Here is a 15,642-nt window from a genome sequence, read left to right on the forward strand (position 1 = left end):
GCGTCGGCCCTGCATTTCCCTTGTGCCTTGCTCTCGCCCCCTTCGTTCTCCAATGAGATTGTTTTTTCCTGACTTGGCATTTTGTTGTGAAAGGCTGTATTGGTTGATGAGTTGAAAAACGACAACCATGCCTTGCGAGGATTGCCATGACAAAAACGATTCATCCGTTTGTTCATGAGGCGGCCGAGGAAGCGCGGAAGGGCGGTATCTCCCGCCGGGATTTCTTTCGATATGCAGCGTGTTTCGGCGTGTCCGCATTGGGAGCGGGCAGGCTCATCGGGCTGGCCGGGGCGGAGCTGGCTCTGGCGGCCGACCCGGATTGGCCTGATCTGGAAAAGGAAAGTCCGTTCGAGATCAAGAATCTGCTCATCCGGAAGGCCAAGGATGCGTGCGCCGAGTCCGGGTGCCAGATCATCAATGCCGGACGCGGCAATCCGGATTTTCTGAATACCACGGTGCGCAAGGCTTTGGCTCTGCTCACCCTGTTTGCGGCCACGGCTGCGGAAAGGCATTCGTCCATAAGGGACGTGGGCTTCCGCCGGCTGGACGGCATGGCAAAGGAGTTCGATGCATTTCTGGTCGAACACAAGGCGCACCCGGGCGCGGCGTTTCTGAGTGAAGCCCTGCATTATGCGGAAACGCAGCTGGGCATGAAGCCGGATCAGGTCGTGTTCGAGCTGGTCGACGGGATGCAGGGCGATTTCTATCCGGACCCGCCGCGCATCTTCCCGGTGACCGAAGCCATCGTGAACCGCTATCTGGACCGGGTGGTGTTCACCAATGATCCGCCAAAGGGCAGGTTCAATCTGTTCGCCACAGAGGGCGCGACCGCAGCCATGATCTACATCTTCAACTCCCTGAAGGAGAACATGGTGCTCCGGGAAGGAGACAAGGTCGCCATCATCACGCCGATTTTTTCTCCCTATCTGGAGATTCCCGCACTGGCCGACTACGGGCTCAAGCCCATCTACATTCAGGGCGATGAAAACATGGGCTGGCAGGTGCCGGACTCCGAGGTTGCCAAGCTGCGCGACCCGCAGGTCAAGGCCCTGTACATGGTCAATCCCACCAATCCGACCTCGGTTTCCCTGAGCGCGGACACGGTGAAACGCATGGCCGACACCATTCGGAAAAACAATCCGAACATGGTCATCATCTCGGACACGGTGTACGCGAGCTTCGTGGATTCCTTCCACACCTTTGGCAAGCTTCTGCCCGAGAACATTCTGGGCGTGTACTCCTATTCCAAGTATTTCGGCGTGACCGGCTGGCGGCTCGGCGTGGTCATGGTGCACGAGAACTGCGTGGTGGATCGCATCATTAAAAAGCTGTCCAAGTCCGAACAGGCGCGGCTGGACAGGCGGTACCGGCTGGTTTCCACCAGGCCCGGGGATATTCCGTTTCACGATCGGCTGGAGATCGACAGTCGGCAGGTGGCGCTGGCGCATACCGGCGGGCTGTCCGGTCCGCAGCAGGCGGCCATGTGCCTGTTTTCCCTGTTCGAATTGCTGGACAAGTCGTACGTGTACAAGAAATCCATCATGACCGTGCTGAAAAAGCGGTGGGCCGCGCTGTTCAAGGCGCTGAACCTGCCCGAGCCGGACGGAGCCGGGCTGACCCGGTACTATGCGCTCATCGATTTGAAGATGCTGGCGGAAAAGATGCACGGCAAGGGATTCGCGGACAAGCTGGTCAAGCGGCATGCGCTGGAATTCCTGTTCCGGCTGGCCGAGCAGTATCACACGGTCTGCCTGCCCGGGGCCGGATTCGCCGGGCCGGACTGGTCCCTGCGCGTGGCCTTGGCCAACATTCGCGAGCCGGACTGCATGGACATCGGCGCGAACATTCTCGCGGTGATGGACGGATATTACAAGGAACTCGGCGGATAGGTCCGCACAGACATCAAACGGAAAGCCGTCCCGGGGTGCCGGGACGGCTTTTGCTGTTTCGGATCAGGATTCCGCAGGTCGGGGCACGGCGGTCTTGTGGTTGGTGAGCCAGACGCCGAACAGGACCATGCCGCCGCCCGTGAGCAGTGACGGGCTGGGCGGTTCGTCCAGCAGAAGAAAGGCCAGACATACGGCCACTACCGGCACGATGTTGATGAAGGTCCCGGCTCGTGACGGTCCGATGGCGCGCACTCCCTCGTAGAACCAGCAGAAGGCGAAGGCCGTGCCGAAGATGCCGATGAATGCGGCATTGCTCCACGAAAGCACGGTCAGGTCGCCGACCTGGGACGCGAATCCGGTTGCCAGTGCAAAGGGGACGAACATGAGCGAACCGAGGATGCAGGCCCATGTCACCGTGGACAGGGGAGACATGCGTTGCATGACCGGAACCCCGGCAATGGTGTACGCGGCCAGACTGAGCACGCAGCCGAACAGGTACAGGTCGCCGATGCCGAGCCCACCGTTGAGCAGGGCTGCGGGATTACCGCCGGACACGATGAGCAGCACCCCGCAGAACGCGCACATGATGCCCAGAACGCGGGATGCGGTGAACCGTTCGCGCTGGACCAGCCCGGTGTAGAGCGAAACCACGGACGGCAGGGCGGCCACGATGAGCGCGGCACGACCAGCGGGCAGGACCTTGACGCCTGCAAAGAAGAACGCGTTGTTGCCGAAAATGCCGGTCAGAGCGAGAAACAGGACCGGGACGAGATTGGCGCGGTCAAGCCGGGGAAGTCGTTTTTCCGCCAGCATGGTCATGATGACCAGACAGATCGACGCGCTGGAGAACCGGAGCAGGGCAGCGGAGAACGGGGACAGATGCTGCGCCAGTTCCTTGCCCGCAACCCAGGTGCCGCCCCAGAAGCACATGCAGGCAACGAGTTTGAGATAGATGCCCATGATGAATTCCCTCTTCCGCAGGACTGCCCGACCCGTCGGACAGGTGCCGGGAACGCCGAGCTCCCCGCCTTGGTTGCACACGCCTTGGCTGCGGAATTTCGTTCACGGCATACGGGTCGATGCAAAGCCGCCTGCATTGTTTCAATGGGCCGCAAATATGGAACAGACGTATAGTGGCATTGAAATGGAAACGGTGTCAAACACGCTTTTCATTTTCACGGGTTCTTGACGCACGGTTTGCCGGGTACTTAGAACGGAAGACATGCTGTGGTTGCGGAATGGAAGGAGGACGGCATGCGTTTTCTGGTTCAGGGCGAAATCGTTGCGGACGGATCATCCGGTCTGATGTGGCCGATTTCCGGGGCCGTGTCCGAAACCGGGCTTTCCTGGCCCGAGGCTCTGGCTTTCGTGCAGGAGATGAATGCCCGGAAACGGTTCGGCCATGACGACTGGCGGCTGCCCAACCGGCGCGAGCTGCTTTCCCTGATCGATCCCGGAGCCCGGGAGCCAGCCCTGCCGTCCGACCATCCCTTCATTGATGTGTGGAGCGGACGCTACTGGACTTCCACCACCTTTGCCGGACTGCCTGCCAATGCGTGGTGGGTGCAGTTCAGCGGGGGCAGGATGTTCTACGGCGGAAAGACCGATGATGCCATGGTCTGGCCGGTGCGCGGCAAATCCCCGGTACTTTATCGTACCGGACAGGATCACTGCTTTGGCGGTGACGGAACGGCATGTGCGTGTGCCGGAACCGGGCAGGACGGCGACGTGCTGGCCGGGCAGCCGTGGCCCGAGCCGCGTTTTCGGAGTGTGGACATGGGCGTGTTCGACAGGATGAGCCGACTGGTCTGGGCGCGCAGCCGCGACCTTGCCAAAGGTCCCGTGAATCTGGAGGAGGCGCGGCAGGCTGTGGAACGGCTGTCCGAGGAAACCGGACAGGAGTGGCGGTTGCCGAAAATTCATGAGCTGGAATTGCTGGTGGACTGTTCGCGGGCCAATCCCGCACTGCCTGCGGGCCATCCGTTTTTCGGGCTGGGCGATGCCTACTGGTCGGCTACGGCCAGCGGGTACGAGGTCGGGTGGCATTTCTGTCTGTATCTGAACAAGGGCGCAGTGGGCGTTGGACATGCGCAGAGCCGCGAATTCCGCGTCTGGCCCGTGCTGGATTCTGCCGGATTGATGGACATTGATCGATAACTTGCGGAGAAGTCGTGGAAACTCTGGAACGGAAAGTGGCGCGCGTGCTTGAGGACAGGATCGAGGTCGTGGCTCATGATCCGAAATGGTTTTTCCTGTTCGAGGCGGAAAAGGCGCATCTGCTGGCCTGTCTTCCGACCGGGAGCATCGGGCGGGTGGAGCATTTCGGCAGCACTGCCGTGCCCGGACTGGATGCAAAGCCTGTCGTGGACATGCTCGTGGAAGTGGCGGACGCGCGGCAGGCATGGGAAACGTGCGCACCCATTCTGGAGGCTCAGGGCTATGACGCCTTCTGGCGGCCATCCTTCGGCGACGACGTGCCTCCGTTTTATCCGTGGTTCATCAAGCGGGATGACAAGGGGCGCCGGACTCATCACATTCACATGGTGGAGCCGGATTTCGAGCATTGGGAACGGCTGCGGTTTCGGGATGAACTCATTGTCCGGCCCGATCTGGCAAGGGAATATGCGCAGCTCAAGCGGAAGCTGGCCGCGGAATATCCCGGGGACAGGGTGGCCTACACTGCGGCCAAGGGCGAATTCATCGCCCGGGTCATGAGGGACGCGCGGCAGCCGCGCGGATGATCTTGGCCGGGACCTAGTTCCAGTGCCCCTGCTTGAAACTGAAGATGTGGCGGTTGGGGATCACGGTGACCGGAATGAAGTCGGCCTTGCGGCATTCGTCCGGGGATGCGCCCACGCTTTCGAAGACCTGTTCCTTGTATTTGAGCACACCCACGAACGGCACGGATTTGGACTTGGACCGCCGGACCTTGCAGACGAGAGATCCATCGTCGATGCGGTGGTAGCGGGCGCGGTAGGAACCGTCTTCCAGTCTGGTGATGGACATGCGGGACTTGGACAGGCGGTGGTTGCGGTTCAGGGTCTGCACCTTGCCCTTGACAAAGCGGGAGAATTCGTCGTGCCGCTGGGCGAGTTCCTCGTCCAGATACACGGGGACCTGATTCGCGGACATGGGGGCGGCAGTCGCGCCCGGGGTTATGGCGGCCATTTCTCCGGCCGCAAGAGGCTCCTGAGCCGAAACGGCTGGCGCACAGAGCATGATTGCCAGAAGCAGGCCGATGGCGGTGGTGAGAAGCTGTCTACCCATGTCGTGATACCTTCCTTGTCCAAAAAAAACGGGGCCGGACGGGGGTGTCCCATCCGGCCCATATTTACCTTACGAAGAGGTGCGTGGCAACCGTTACTTGGTGGTGATTTCCACGCGACGGTTAAGCCTGCGGCCTTCCTTGGTATTGTTGTCGTACTTGGGGCTGAGTTCGCCGTAACCCACGGCGCTGAGCCGGGAAGTGGACACGCCGTTGTCGATCAGCCACTGCTTCACGGAATTGGCGCGGCGTTCGGACAGTCCCTGGTTGTACTGCTCGGTGCCGGTCCAGTCGGTGTGGCCCGCGATCTCGTAGGTGGCCTTGGCGTTTTCCTCGAGGATCATCTTGGCCTGTTCCAGCACCGGGATCATCTCGTCGGTGATCTGGTACTTGTCGAAGCCGAAGTGCAGGCTGAAGGTGATGACTTCCTTTTCCATGGGCGCGGCCACGGGCACGGGCTTGGCTTCCTGAACTTCCTTGTAGAACACGTCCTTGGCATAGGCATCCATTCCCGCAGGAGTCATCAGGGAATTCACGTCCGATACCACGGAACAGCCGGACAGGGCGCGGATTTCATCAATGATCATCTGGCCGCGCGCGTTGTCCGCGTAGCTGACCACATGGATGCACAGGTTGGAGCCGTACTTGGCGTACAGGGCCCGCCGGCCTGGGCAATGGGATCGGCGCCGTAGTTGGAGTTGCCGTCCGTGAAGATGATGAGTGCGGTCTTGCCGGACAGGGAGGCCAGCACCGGGTCGAGGTCCATCAGGCCGTTGCCCATCGGGGTCTGGCGGCCGAAGATGTCGTAGTCGGTGTCAATGCCTGCGATTCCCTGCTTCAGGGCGCCCTGGCTGAACGTCATGGGCTGCACGCCGGAAGCGAACGGGGCGAACAGGAACATGGAGCTGGTGTAGTCCAGGGAGGGGATTGCCCCGGCCATGCGGGTGGCGGTATCCACGGCGAGATCGATCTTTTTCTTGCCGAGGTCCTTGTGCTTCATGGCCATGGAGCCGGACTGATCGATGAAAAACACGAAGTTGTCCACCTTCTTGACTTTCTTCATGCCTGCCGAAGCGGGCAAGGCAAAAGCCATGACAAGGGCGGATACCAGGGCGATCAGCAACAGCTTTCTGGAATGTTTCATGACGTAAACTCCTTTGCGGGTTGTCTTTCCCTGTTGGCGGCGAAAAAAAATGCCGATAGTGCGTACAATAGGCTATCGCGCCACGGAGCGCAAGACGCCCGATATTAGATTATGCATTGAAATGCGAAAAAATGGGGGAGGCGGAACACGAGGTGTCCCGGTTGCGTCCGGGCGCATATCAACGTATAAAGAAGCGTTTACGCGCCTCGAAATATCGGGGGGGCGAAATGGAGAGCAAGGAGACAGCATGTACATAGTCACGGGCGGCGCAGGATTCATCGGCAGCGCCATGGTCTGGAAGCTCAATCAGATGGGCATCGACGACATTCTGGTGGTGGACAATCTCGCCTCCACCGAGAAGTGGAAGAATCTCGTCAACCTGAAGTACGAGGACTATCTGCACAGGGACCAGTTTCTGAAGCTGATCATCGAGGGCGATGACCCGTTCGAGACCGAGGCCGTGATCCACATGGGCGCGTGTTCCTCCACCACGGAATTCGACGCGGATTTCCTCATGGAGAACAATTACCGCTATACCCAGTACGTGTGCCGCTTCTGCCTTGCGCACGGTGCGCGGTTCATCAATGCCTCCAGCGCGGCGACCTACGGCGGCGGCGAGCACGGATTTTCCGACAGCCACGACGTGGTGCCTGCGCTCCGTCCCCTGAACATGTACGGCTACTCCAAGCAGCTTTTCGACATGTGGGCGCTCAAGGGCGGCCTGCTGGACAAGATCGTGTGCCTCAAGTTCTTCAACGTGTTCGGCCCGAACGAGTATCACAAGGGCGACATGATGAGCGTGATCTGCAAGGCTCACACCCAGATCGGGGAGACCGGCAAGCTCAAGCTGTTCAAGTCCTACCGCGAGGAATATCCGGACGGCGGCCAGAAGCGCGATTTCGTGTACGTCAAGGACTGCGTGGACATCATGGCGTGGCTCATGCAGACCCCGGACGTGAACGGCATCTTCAACGTGGGCACGGGCACGGCCCGCACATGGAACGATCTCGCGGATTCCGTGTTCTCGGCCATGGGTCGGGAAACCGCCGTGGAATACATCGACATGCCCGAGGTGATCCGCGACAAGTACCAGTATTTCACGCAGGCCGACATGACCAGGCTGGCCGAGGCCGGGTGTCCCGTGCAGATGACCTCTCTGGAGGATGCGGCCGAGGACTACGTGAAGAACTATCTCTCCCAAGACAACACCGTTCCTCAAATCCTAGAGGATTTGCAAGAGGTCCGTTGTTGATCCCGTCGTCCAAGCGCATACTGTCCGTCGGCTGCCTGCTGGCCATGCTCGTGCTGTGCCTGCCCCTGACGCTCGTGGCCCGGCCCGAGTTGCTGAATCAGGTGCGGCGCTACGTGGCGGACGGCCCGCCTCCGGTCAGGGAGAGCGACCAGTGGACCTTTTCCGCGGACCGCGTGGTGGGTGATCTGACCAGCGAGTATGTGGAGGCGTTCGGCAACTGCCAGCTTTCCCTTGGCGAGAACCAGCTCAGGGCGGATTTCGCCCGCTACTACCAGAACACGGGCTGGGTGTTTGTCAAGGGCAACATCCGCGCACATTGGGGCGGGGATTTTCTGGAAGCCTCCGAGGCCGAGTTCGATCTGCGCAACATGACGGGGTGGCTCAAAAACGGCAAGCTGTTCATGGCCCAGCCCCATCTCTGGGTCGAGGCCGAGGAACTGGAACGCAAGCCCGGGGACACCTACACTTTCAGAAATGCCAAGGTCACGGCCTGCTCCGGCGACCGTCCGGCCTGGTCCGTGACCTCCGAGGAAGGCAACGCCACCCTTGATGGCCGGGTCCGGCTCTATCACACCAAGTTCCATATCATGGACGTGCCGGTCATGTATTCGCCATTCATGGCCCTGCCCGGCGCGCGCAAGCGGCAGAGCGGATTCCTTCCGCCCCGCGTCTCCAACAGCAGGAAGCTCGGTTTCCAGCTCAACATGCCGTATTACTGGGTCATCAGCGACGAGGCCGACATGACCCTGTACCAGAACTACATGAGCAACCGGGGCTACATGCAGGGCGTGGAATTCCGCCATGCCGAGGACGTGGACACCAAGGGCGTGTGGAAGGCGGATTTCCTGCACGATGCGCGGCGCGCCAACACGATCGACAAGGAATGGAAGGACTACCGGGACGACGGTCTGCTTCGGCCCAACCGCAATCGTTGGTGGGTGCGCAGCAAGTACGACGGCTGGCTCGGCAGTCCCAAGTGGAAGGTCAAGCTCGATCTCGATCTGGTCTCGGACCAGAACTATCTGCGGGATTTTCAGGATGGGCCGTCCGGCTTTGACGCCAGCCGCAAGGAATTCGTGGACACGTTCGGCCGCGATATTGCCAACAAGGATGCTCTGGACCGGATCAGCACCGCGTTCATGTCCCGAAGCTGGGACAAATACGGGCTGGCCGGAAAGGTCGAGTACGACCAGAACCTGCGTTTCTTCAACGGCAATGGCAAGGCCTCGAAGAACAGTACGGTCCAGACCCTGCCCGAAATCGATCTGTTTGCGTTTCGCCAGGCCATGCCCGGTCTGCCGCTGGAGTGGGACGCCGAGGTCAAGTACGACTATTTTCATCGCAACTACGGCAATTCCGGCCATCGACTGGACATCCGCCCCGGCCTGAGCCTGCCCATGTCCAACAAGTACGTGACCTTCATTCCCCGGGCCAAGGCCATTCAGACCTTCTACAGCCTGTCCAGGCAGCAGAACGTGAACACGCACACCTTTTCCCGGTTCAACGTGGAACAGGACGCGGCCAAGGACGGCTTTCAGTCGCGTACCTCATGGGAAGGGGGATTCTCCCTGTTCTCGGAGGTGGCCCGGGTGTTCCCGCTGGGCGGGGACATGCCTGCGGACCCGTCTCTTGCCGGATCGACGCGCTGGACCCGGCTCAAGCATTCCCTCACTCCGCGCGTGGAATACACGTATTCCCCCTATGTGCGGAATCAGAAGCGGTACCCGTATTTCGACTCGCGCGACAGGCTGAAGGGCACGAACATGGTCACGTACTCCCTGACCAACGTGCTGGACCGCAGGCGCGACAGGGTTGTGCTGGCTCCCGGTGAAAAGGGGGCCGCTCCCCTGACCAGAGTTGCTTCGGACTATCTGGATTTCCTGACCTTCCGGCTGGAACAGTCCTATGACCGGAACGAGGCCACGCGCAAGGACATGCGCGACCAGTACGCGCGTCGGCCCTTTTCCGACGTGCTGGCCGAAGTCGTGGTCAAGCCGCTGGACTACATCGACCTGACCTCGCGCACCTGGGTATCTCCCTACAATGGCAACGTGACCCAGAACGAGAATGACATCCGTCTCTACAAGGCCGGATTGGGCGAGTTCATCGTGGGCTACGATCTGCTCAGCAGGATTGACGAGTACAAGCGGTACAGCGAGGATGACATGTTCATCTTCAGGGCCGAGCTCAACTGGCAGGCAGCCTCGGATTTTGAGGTCGGCCTGATTTATCGTCGTGATTTCGAGACGGATCGCGATCTGGAGAAGAAGATTCGTTTTGCCTGGAACGGCGAGTGCTACGGCCTGTATTTCAGTTACGCAATAAAGCCCAGCGACGACCGTTTCGAGTTCGGTTTCGAGCTGGCCAATTTCTAGCATGAGCGCAATCAGATCCAGCATTCAGGTCCTGCCCGCCGGGCTCAAGAACCAGATCGCCGCGGGTGAGGTGGTGGAACGTCCGGCCAGCGTGGTCAAGGAGCTGGTGGAGAACAGTCTGGACGCGGGCGCGACCCGGGTGGACGTGACCGTGGATCAGGGAGGCCGGTCCCTGATCGTGGTTCAGGACGACGGCTGGGGCGTGCCGTCCGAGGAATTGCCTCTGGCCGTGACGCGTCACGCCACCAGCAAGATTCGTGAATTTTCCGATCTGTCCGCCATCTCTTCCTTCGGCTTTCGCGGCGAGGCCCTGCCCAGCATCGCCTCGGTATCGCGCTTCCGCATGACCTCCCGGGCGCAGGATGCGGACGAGGCGTATTTCATCGAGGTGGGCAACGGCGAAATCGAGGATCAGGGACCGGCGGCACTGGCTGCCGGAACCCGGGTCGAGGTGCGTGAACTCTTTTCCGCCACGCCTGCCAGACTCAAGTTCCTCAAGACCGAGACCACGGAAAACAAGCGGTGTCAGGAATCGCTGATGCGCATCAGTCTGGCCCATGCCGACGCGGGATTTTCCCTGACCCAGAACGGCCGCGAGATGTTTCGGCTGCCCCCGGATCAGGACCTCAAGGCGCGGCTTCAATCCTTCTGGCCTCCGGCTGTCTGTCATGGGCTGACTCCGTTCGACACCGAGCGCGACGGGTATCGCGTGCACGGCCTTGCCGGTTCCCCGGCCACGGCGCAGGGCAGGGGCGACCGCATCCTGCTCTACGTGAACGGCCGTCCGGTTCAGGACAAGCTCATGCTTTCCGCCGTGCGTCAGGGATACAAGGGCATGTTGCTGGCCCGTGAATATCCGCAGATCGTGCTGTTTCTGGAACTGCCTGCCCGGGATGTGGACGTGAACGTGCATCCGGCCAAGCAGGAGGTGCGGTTCATCGAGGAAAAGCTCGTGTTTTCCGTGATCCGCAGCGGCATAATGCAGGCCGTGGGCGGATTGAGCGGTTCACCCGAGCGCCCGGAGATGCCTGTGCGTCCTGCGGATACCGGATTTGCTTCGCCCCCTGTCGGCGGTTCTCCCGTGTCAACCGGGTCCATGCCCGCTTCCCGTCATTCCCAGCGCTCCATGCCTGCGGGCGCGCCCAAGTTTTCCTCGTACCGCGAGTATCAGGCCGAGTACAATCCGCCAAGGGATCTGGACCTGCCCATCACTCCGTCTGCGTCGTCTCCTGCGCCCATGCATGACGAACCGCTTTCCGCTGCGCCCGAACCGTCTCCCTTGTCCGGCACGAATCTGGAATATCTGGGACAGGTGGCGGACACCTATCTGGTCATCCGTCAGGGCAGGACCCTGATGCTCATGGACCAGCATGCCGCGCATGAGCGGGTGCTGTTCGAAGCCATGCGTCAGGAACGCACCCGAGGCGATTCCCAGCCCCTTGCCGTGCCGCTGGAAATGCGGCTGCATCCGAGCGAGGCCGAGGCCCTGCGCGAACTGGAGCAGGGACTGCGCTCCATGGGATTCGTGCTGCATCTGGAAGGCGGGGAAACCCTGCTGATTCGGGGGGTGCCCCCGACGCTGGACGCTGGACGCGCCCGGGAATATCTGGCGTCGGCTCTGGACGGGCAGGCGAGCTGCATCGAGGACCTGTGGATCATGATGTCCTGCAAGACCGCGATCAAGGCCAACCAGTCCCTTGCCCGGGACGAGGCACTGGCTTTGCTGGAGGCATGGCTGGAGACTCCGGATCGCGAATTCTGCCCGCACGGCAGGCCGGTCGTGGTGCGTTGGAATCCGGGGGAACTGGAAAGGCTGTTCAAGCGGAAGTAGGCGATACCTTGCCAAGGCCGATGGGATTCGCTACCCCGGACCGACGGCGTTGATGAATTTTTCTGCGGACGAGGTCCGCGGGAGCATGTGACGAGAACCTGTTTTTCAAGGAGAATTCATATGGGCTGGGTCATTGCGGAAAGCTTCCCCAAGGAAGATCTGGAAAAGGAAGGTGTGAGCAGCACCTGGTTGCAGAAGAAGTGGATGGACGTGGCCGACGACATGGCTCTGATTCCGGAACGCAACGTGCGGGTTGTGGAAGAGGGCGGCGTGGTCCGCATCGAGGTCTCCCAGGAACTCATGGAGTGCGTGCGCGGATTCTAGCAGGCTGTCTGCGTTCCGAAGCAATGCTTTTCAGGGGCCGTCCCATCGGGGCGGCCTTTTTTTTGTCACCCGCCGAGACTGGTGAAAAATAATTTCCCACATGTCGCAAAAGCGTGCTATGAATAAGCAACGTGCTGTTGTTTCAGCAGGGTTCGGCATGAGCCATAGAATCCCTCACCTCATTGGGAGGGCCGGAAGCTAGCTCCTCCCCGGCCCTCCCGACCCTTTTCGGCAGGTGCGACCGCGGGCAATTCCGGCATCCGGAATTGCCCGCGGTCTGCGTTTTTCAGAAAAAGCGGCAGACAACCTTCCGGGATGATTGAGCTGTTTGTCATGTCACAGAACCGTAACAAATTTGCTCATTACTTTTGCGTCACGATCATGTTACAGAGCGCACGCGCGCCGCGAACAGGATACGATCCGCCATCGCTTTTCGATCTCTTGCAACGCGCAACCAAGGATTATGCGAATGACGCTTCGGTCTTTTCAGACGAAAATGCTGCTGTGGACCTGGGGACTGCTGCTCCTGGCACTGGCAGTGGCGTTTTTCTATTCCACCAGAGTCATGAGCCGGGAGTATGTTCGGGAAACCGAGGAACGCTCCCTGCGTGAACTCGATTCCCTGGCGTGGCTGCTCGAAAGTCATGGCCCCTTTGCGCGCGAAGGGGAACTGGATGTCTGGATGACCGATCTCGGCGAACGACTCGGCGTGCGCGTCACCTACGTGACCGGCGGCCGGGTGCTTGCGGATTCCGAGGTGCCATACGCCCGGATCGGGGAAATGGAGGATCATGCGTCCCGGCCCGAGATCGTGCAGGCTCTCGAGTCCGGCAGGGGCGTGAACATTCGTCGCAGCGCAACCCTGAACAAGGACATGCTCTACGTGGCCGGGAAGGTCTCCGGCCTTTCCGGGGTGCCGGACGGCGTTGTCCGGCTGGCTGTCCCGTTTTCCCGTGTGGCCGAGCGCATTCATGCGCTTCGTCTCGATTTCCTCTGGATATTTCTTGGTGCGCTGGGTGCCGCAGCCCTGACCGGCGCGCTTCTGTCACGCAACATGGCCCGTTCCGTGCGCGAGTTTTCCGAACTTGCCCGGGACATCGGCGCGGGCGGGTACGACAAGCGCATCCGTGTGACCCCGGGCAGCGAATTCAAGCCCCTTGCCGATTCCATCAACGGCATGGCCCGGAGCATCGAGCACCACATCACTACCATAGAAGAACAGAAGGGGCGGTTGCAGGCCGTGTTCGACGGCATGTGCGACGGGGTCATGGTCCTGAATGCCGAGGGCCGCATCGAGGCGTTCAACGGCGCGCTGGACAGCATGTTCAACCTGCCCGAGTCCGCGCTCGGACGCACGCCCATCGAGGTGACGCGTCGGTTCGAGGTGCAGGATCTGGCGGATTCGATCCTGGGCGGAGACCTGCCCCATGCCTCGGCCGAGATCGACCTCATGGACCAGCGGACCGTGGAAGTCGCGGCCGTGCCGTATTTCGACCATCAGAACGAGCGCAAGATGGTGCTTGTCTTTCATGACATTTCCGCCCTGAAGCGCAGCGAGCGCGGCCTCAAGGACTTCGTGGCCAACGCCTCGCATCAGCTTCGCACGCCGCTCACCAGCATCAAGGGATATGCTGAAACACTGGTGGACACGCCTCCGGCCGATTCCGATGTCGGTCGGGAGTTTCTGGAAACCATTCTCAAGAATGCCGACCACATGGACAAGGTCATCTCCAGCATGCTGGCACTGGCCAAGTCCGAGGAGATGGGCCGCAGGTTGACACTTTCCCCGGTTTCGGCGAGGGAAACTCTCGACAGGGCGCTGGCCGATCTCGCTCCCTGGGCCGGAGAGCGGGGGATTTCCTTTGGCCTGCGCGTACCCGAGGGGACCATCACGGTCATGGCCGAGCCGGACGGGTTGCTGCACGTGTTTCACAACCTCATGAACAATGCGGTCAAGTACAGCCCGGACAACGGCGTGATTCAGATCAATGCCGAGGACGACGGCGAATCCGTGGTCTTCTGCGTGGAGGATCAGGGGCCGGGCATTTCCCGTGAGCACAGCACAAAGGTGTTCGAGCGGTTCTACCGCGTGGACGGGAACACCATAGACGGTTCTGGCAGCGCCGGGCTCGGACTGGCGATCTGCCGCCGCATAGTCAGGAATTTCGACGGAGACATCTGGCACGACGGGTATGGCGAGGACACGCGGGGAGCACGATTCTGCTTCCGGCTGAACGCGCCGACCCCGGACAGGAACCTTTAGACGTCCCCTCTGGGGAAGCCAATATGGACCTTTACGATCTGTTCTTTTATATGTCGTTGTTCGCCGGTTTTCTGATGGCGTTCAATCTCGGTGCCAACGACGTGGCCAACTCCATGGCATCCGCCGTGGGGGCCAAGGCCATCACGGTGAGGCAGGCGGTGTTCATCGCCGGAACCCTGAATTTCGCGGGAGCGGTGTTTCTGGGGTCCCACGTCACCGCCACCGTGAGCAAGGGGATCATCAATCCGGCTGCCATCGCCGACCCCAAGCTGATCATGGTGGGAATGTTCGCGGCCCTGCTCGCTGCGGGAACATGGGTGCTCATCGCTACCCTGACTTCCCTGCCCGTATCGTCCACGCATTCCATTGTCGGGGCCATCATGGGCTTCGGTCTGGTTGCCGGCGGTCCGGATGTGGTGAACTGGCTCAAGATGGGGGGCATTGTCATGTCCTGGATCATTTCTCCGTTCTTTGCCGCGACCATCGGGTTTCTGGTGTTCAGTCACATCCGGAAATACATTCTGTTCAAGCGGCAGTTCCTGCGGCAGGTTCGGTTTTGGGCACCGTTCTGGATTGCCCTGACCCTGGCCCTGATTTCCCTTTCCTTTCTGTACAAGACTCCGGCGGGCAAGGGACTGAACCTGCACTGGACCGTCTCCCTGATGATCGCCGCCGGTCTGTCCGGGGCCGCGTTCGTGGCCGCGCGCATGGTGGTGACCCGCATGATCGCCAATGTGGAGCAGGGCGCGGAAGGCGTGGAACAGGTTTTCCGCAAGATGCAGGTGGGCACCTCCTGCTACGTGGCTCTTTCCCAGGGCGCGAACGACGTTGCCAACGCCATCGGGCCCGTGGCCGCGATCTACCTCATCGCCAAGGAGCATGTGCTGCTGGCCAAGGCGGACGTGCCCCTGTCCATGCTGGTCCTCGGCGGCGTGGGCATTGCCGTGGGCATCGCGGCTCTCGGCCACAGGGTCATGGGCACGGTGGGCGAGAAGATCACCACCCTGACCAACACCCGAGGCTTTGCCGTGGATTTCGGCGCGGCCAGCACGGTTCTGCTGGCCTCGAACATGGGACTGCCGGTTTCCACCACGCACGCCGCTGTTGGCGCCGTTGCCGGAGTGGGACTGGCGCGCGGTTTCAAGGCCGTGGATTTTCGCGTCCTTGGACGCATTGTCATGTACTGGGTGGCGACGGTGCCCATTGCGGCGCTGACCTCCATAGTATTTTTTGTGTTGCTCAAATGGCTTTGCCTGTAATACAGGGAAGACGGTAACCCAGTCGAATATCTCTAGAAGA

At 60.9% G+C, this 15,642-nt stretch carries 13 protein-coding genes; 9 read left to right on the forward strand and 4 right to left on the reverse strand.

The window, feature by feature from the left end:
• Positions 1 to 146 precede the first annotated feature (146 nt).
• Positions 147 to 1,889 (forward strand): bifunctional aspartate transaminase/aspartate 4-decarboxylase, encoded by a 1,743-nt coding sequence (locus tag MPN23_RS15375; RefSeq protein ID WP_243545081.1) that lies wholly within the window; start codon positions 147 to 149, stop codon positions 1,887 to 1,889.
• A 63-nt stretch (positions 1,890 to 1,952) separates the two neighbouring features.
• Here the strand turns inward: MPN23_RS15375 and MPN23_RS15380 are convergent, their stop codons facing one another.
• The gene (locus MPN23_RS15380) at positions 1,953 to 2,849 is read right to left on the reverse strand and encodes a DMT family transporter (protein WP_341540080.1); all 897 of its coding nucleotides are present in this window, start codon (positions 2,847 to 2,849) and stop codon (positions 1,953 to 1,955) included.
• A 294-nt stretch (positions 2,850 to 3,143) separates the two neighbouring features.
• On the opposite strand from MPN23_RS15380, the gene MPN23_RS15385 reads away from it, so the two are divergent.
• Complete coding sequence (locus MPN23_RS15385) at positions 3,144 to 4,046, forward strand: Lcl C-terminal domain-containing protein (RefSeq protein WP_243545082.1); 903 nt, start codon at positions 3,144 to 3,146, stop codon at positions 4,044 to 4,046.
• 14 nt (positions 4,047 to 4,060) lie between these two features.
• Complete coding sequence (locus tag MPN23_RS15390) at positions 4,061 to 4,630, forward strand: GrpB family protein (RefSeq protein WP_243545083.1); 570 nt, start codon at positions 4,061 to 4,063, stop codon at positions 4,628 to 4,630.
• A 13-nt stretch (positions 4,631 to 4,643) separates the two neighbouring features.
• Here the strand turns inward: MPN23_RS15390 and MPN23_RS15395 are convergent, their stop codons facing one another.
• From MPN23_RS15395 to MPN23_RS15405, 3 genes are all read right to left on the reverse strand, one after another.
• Entirely contained in the window at positions 4,644 to 5,156 is a 513-nt protein-coding gene (locus MPN23_RS15395; RefSeq protein WP_243545084.1) for a hypothetical protein, read from the reverse strand.
• Positions 5,157 to 5,249: 93 nt separating this feature from the next.
• Positions 5,250 to 5,774 (reverse strand): OmpA family protein, encoded by a 525-nt coding sequence (locus tag MPN23_RS15400; RefSeq protein WP_243545085.1) that lies wholly within the window; start codon positions 5,772 to 5,774, stop codon positions 5,250 to 5,252.
• Entirely contained in the window at positions 5,738 to 6,298 is a 561-nt protein-coding gene (locus MPN23_RS15405) for a vWA domain-containing protein (protein ID WP_243545086.1), read from the reverse strand. The genes MPN23_RS15400 and MPN23_RS15405 overlap by 37 nt, the downstream gene beginning before the upstream one ends.
• 247 nt (positions 6,299 to 6,545) lie before the next feature.
• Here MPN23_RS15405 and rfaD point away from each other — a divergent pair, with 247 nt between their 5' ends.
• The 6 genes from rfaD (at position 6,546) to MPN23_RS15435 (ending at position 15,602) form a co-directional block, all read left to right on the forward strand.
• Positions 6,546 to 7,550, forward strand: a complete 1,005-nt coding sequence (gene rfaD, locus MPN23_RS15410; RefSeq protein WP_243545087.1) for an ADP-glyceromanno-heptose 6-epimerase — start codon at positions 6,546 to 6,548, stop codon at positions 7,548 to 7,550.
• Entirely contained in the window at positions 7,547 to 9,925 is a 2,379-nt protein-coding gene (locus MPN23_RS15415; protein WP_243545088.1) for an LPS-assembly protein LptD, read from the forward strand. Before rfaD ends, MPN23_RS15415 begins: the two co-directional genes overlap by 4 nt.
• A 1-nt stretch (position 9,926) precedes the next feature.
• Complete coding sequence (gene mutL / locus MPN23_RS15420; RefSeq protein WP_243545089.1) at positions 9,927 to 11,756, forward strand: DNA mismatch repair endonuclease MutL; 1,830 nt, start codon at positions 9,927 to 9,929, stop codon at positions 11,754 to 11,756.
• A gap of 120 nt (positions 11,757 to 11,876) precedes the next feature.
• A complete protein-coding gene (locus MPN23_RS15425) occupies positions 11,877 to 12,080 on the forward strand; it encodes a hypothetical protein (protein WP_243545090.1) in 204 nt (67 codons plus the stop codon).
• Between the two features lie 469 nt (positions 12,081 to 12,549).
• Entirely contained in the window at positions 12,550 to 14,343 is a 1,794-nt protein-coding gene (locus MPN23_RS15430; RefSeq protein ID WP_243545091.1) for a HAMP domain-containing sensor histidine kinase, read from the forward strand.
• Positions 14,344 to 14,366: 23 nt separating this feature from the next.
• Positions 14,367 to 15,602, forward strand: coding sequence for an inorganic phosphate transporter (locus MPN23_RS15435; RefSeq protein WP_243545092.1), 1,236 nt, complete (start codon positions 14,367 to 14,369; stop codon positions 15,600 to 15,602).
• Positions 15,603 to 15,642: the final 40 nt, after the last annotated feature.

The organism is Pseudodesulfovibrio tunisiensis (assembly GCF_022809775.1).
Lineage (GTDB): Bacteria > Desulfobacterota > Desulfovibrionia > Desulfovibrionales > Desulfovibrionaceae > Pseudodesulfovibrio > Pseudodesulfovibrio tunisiensis.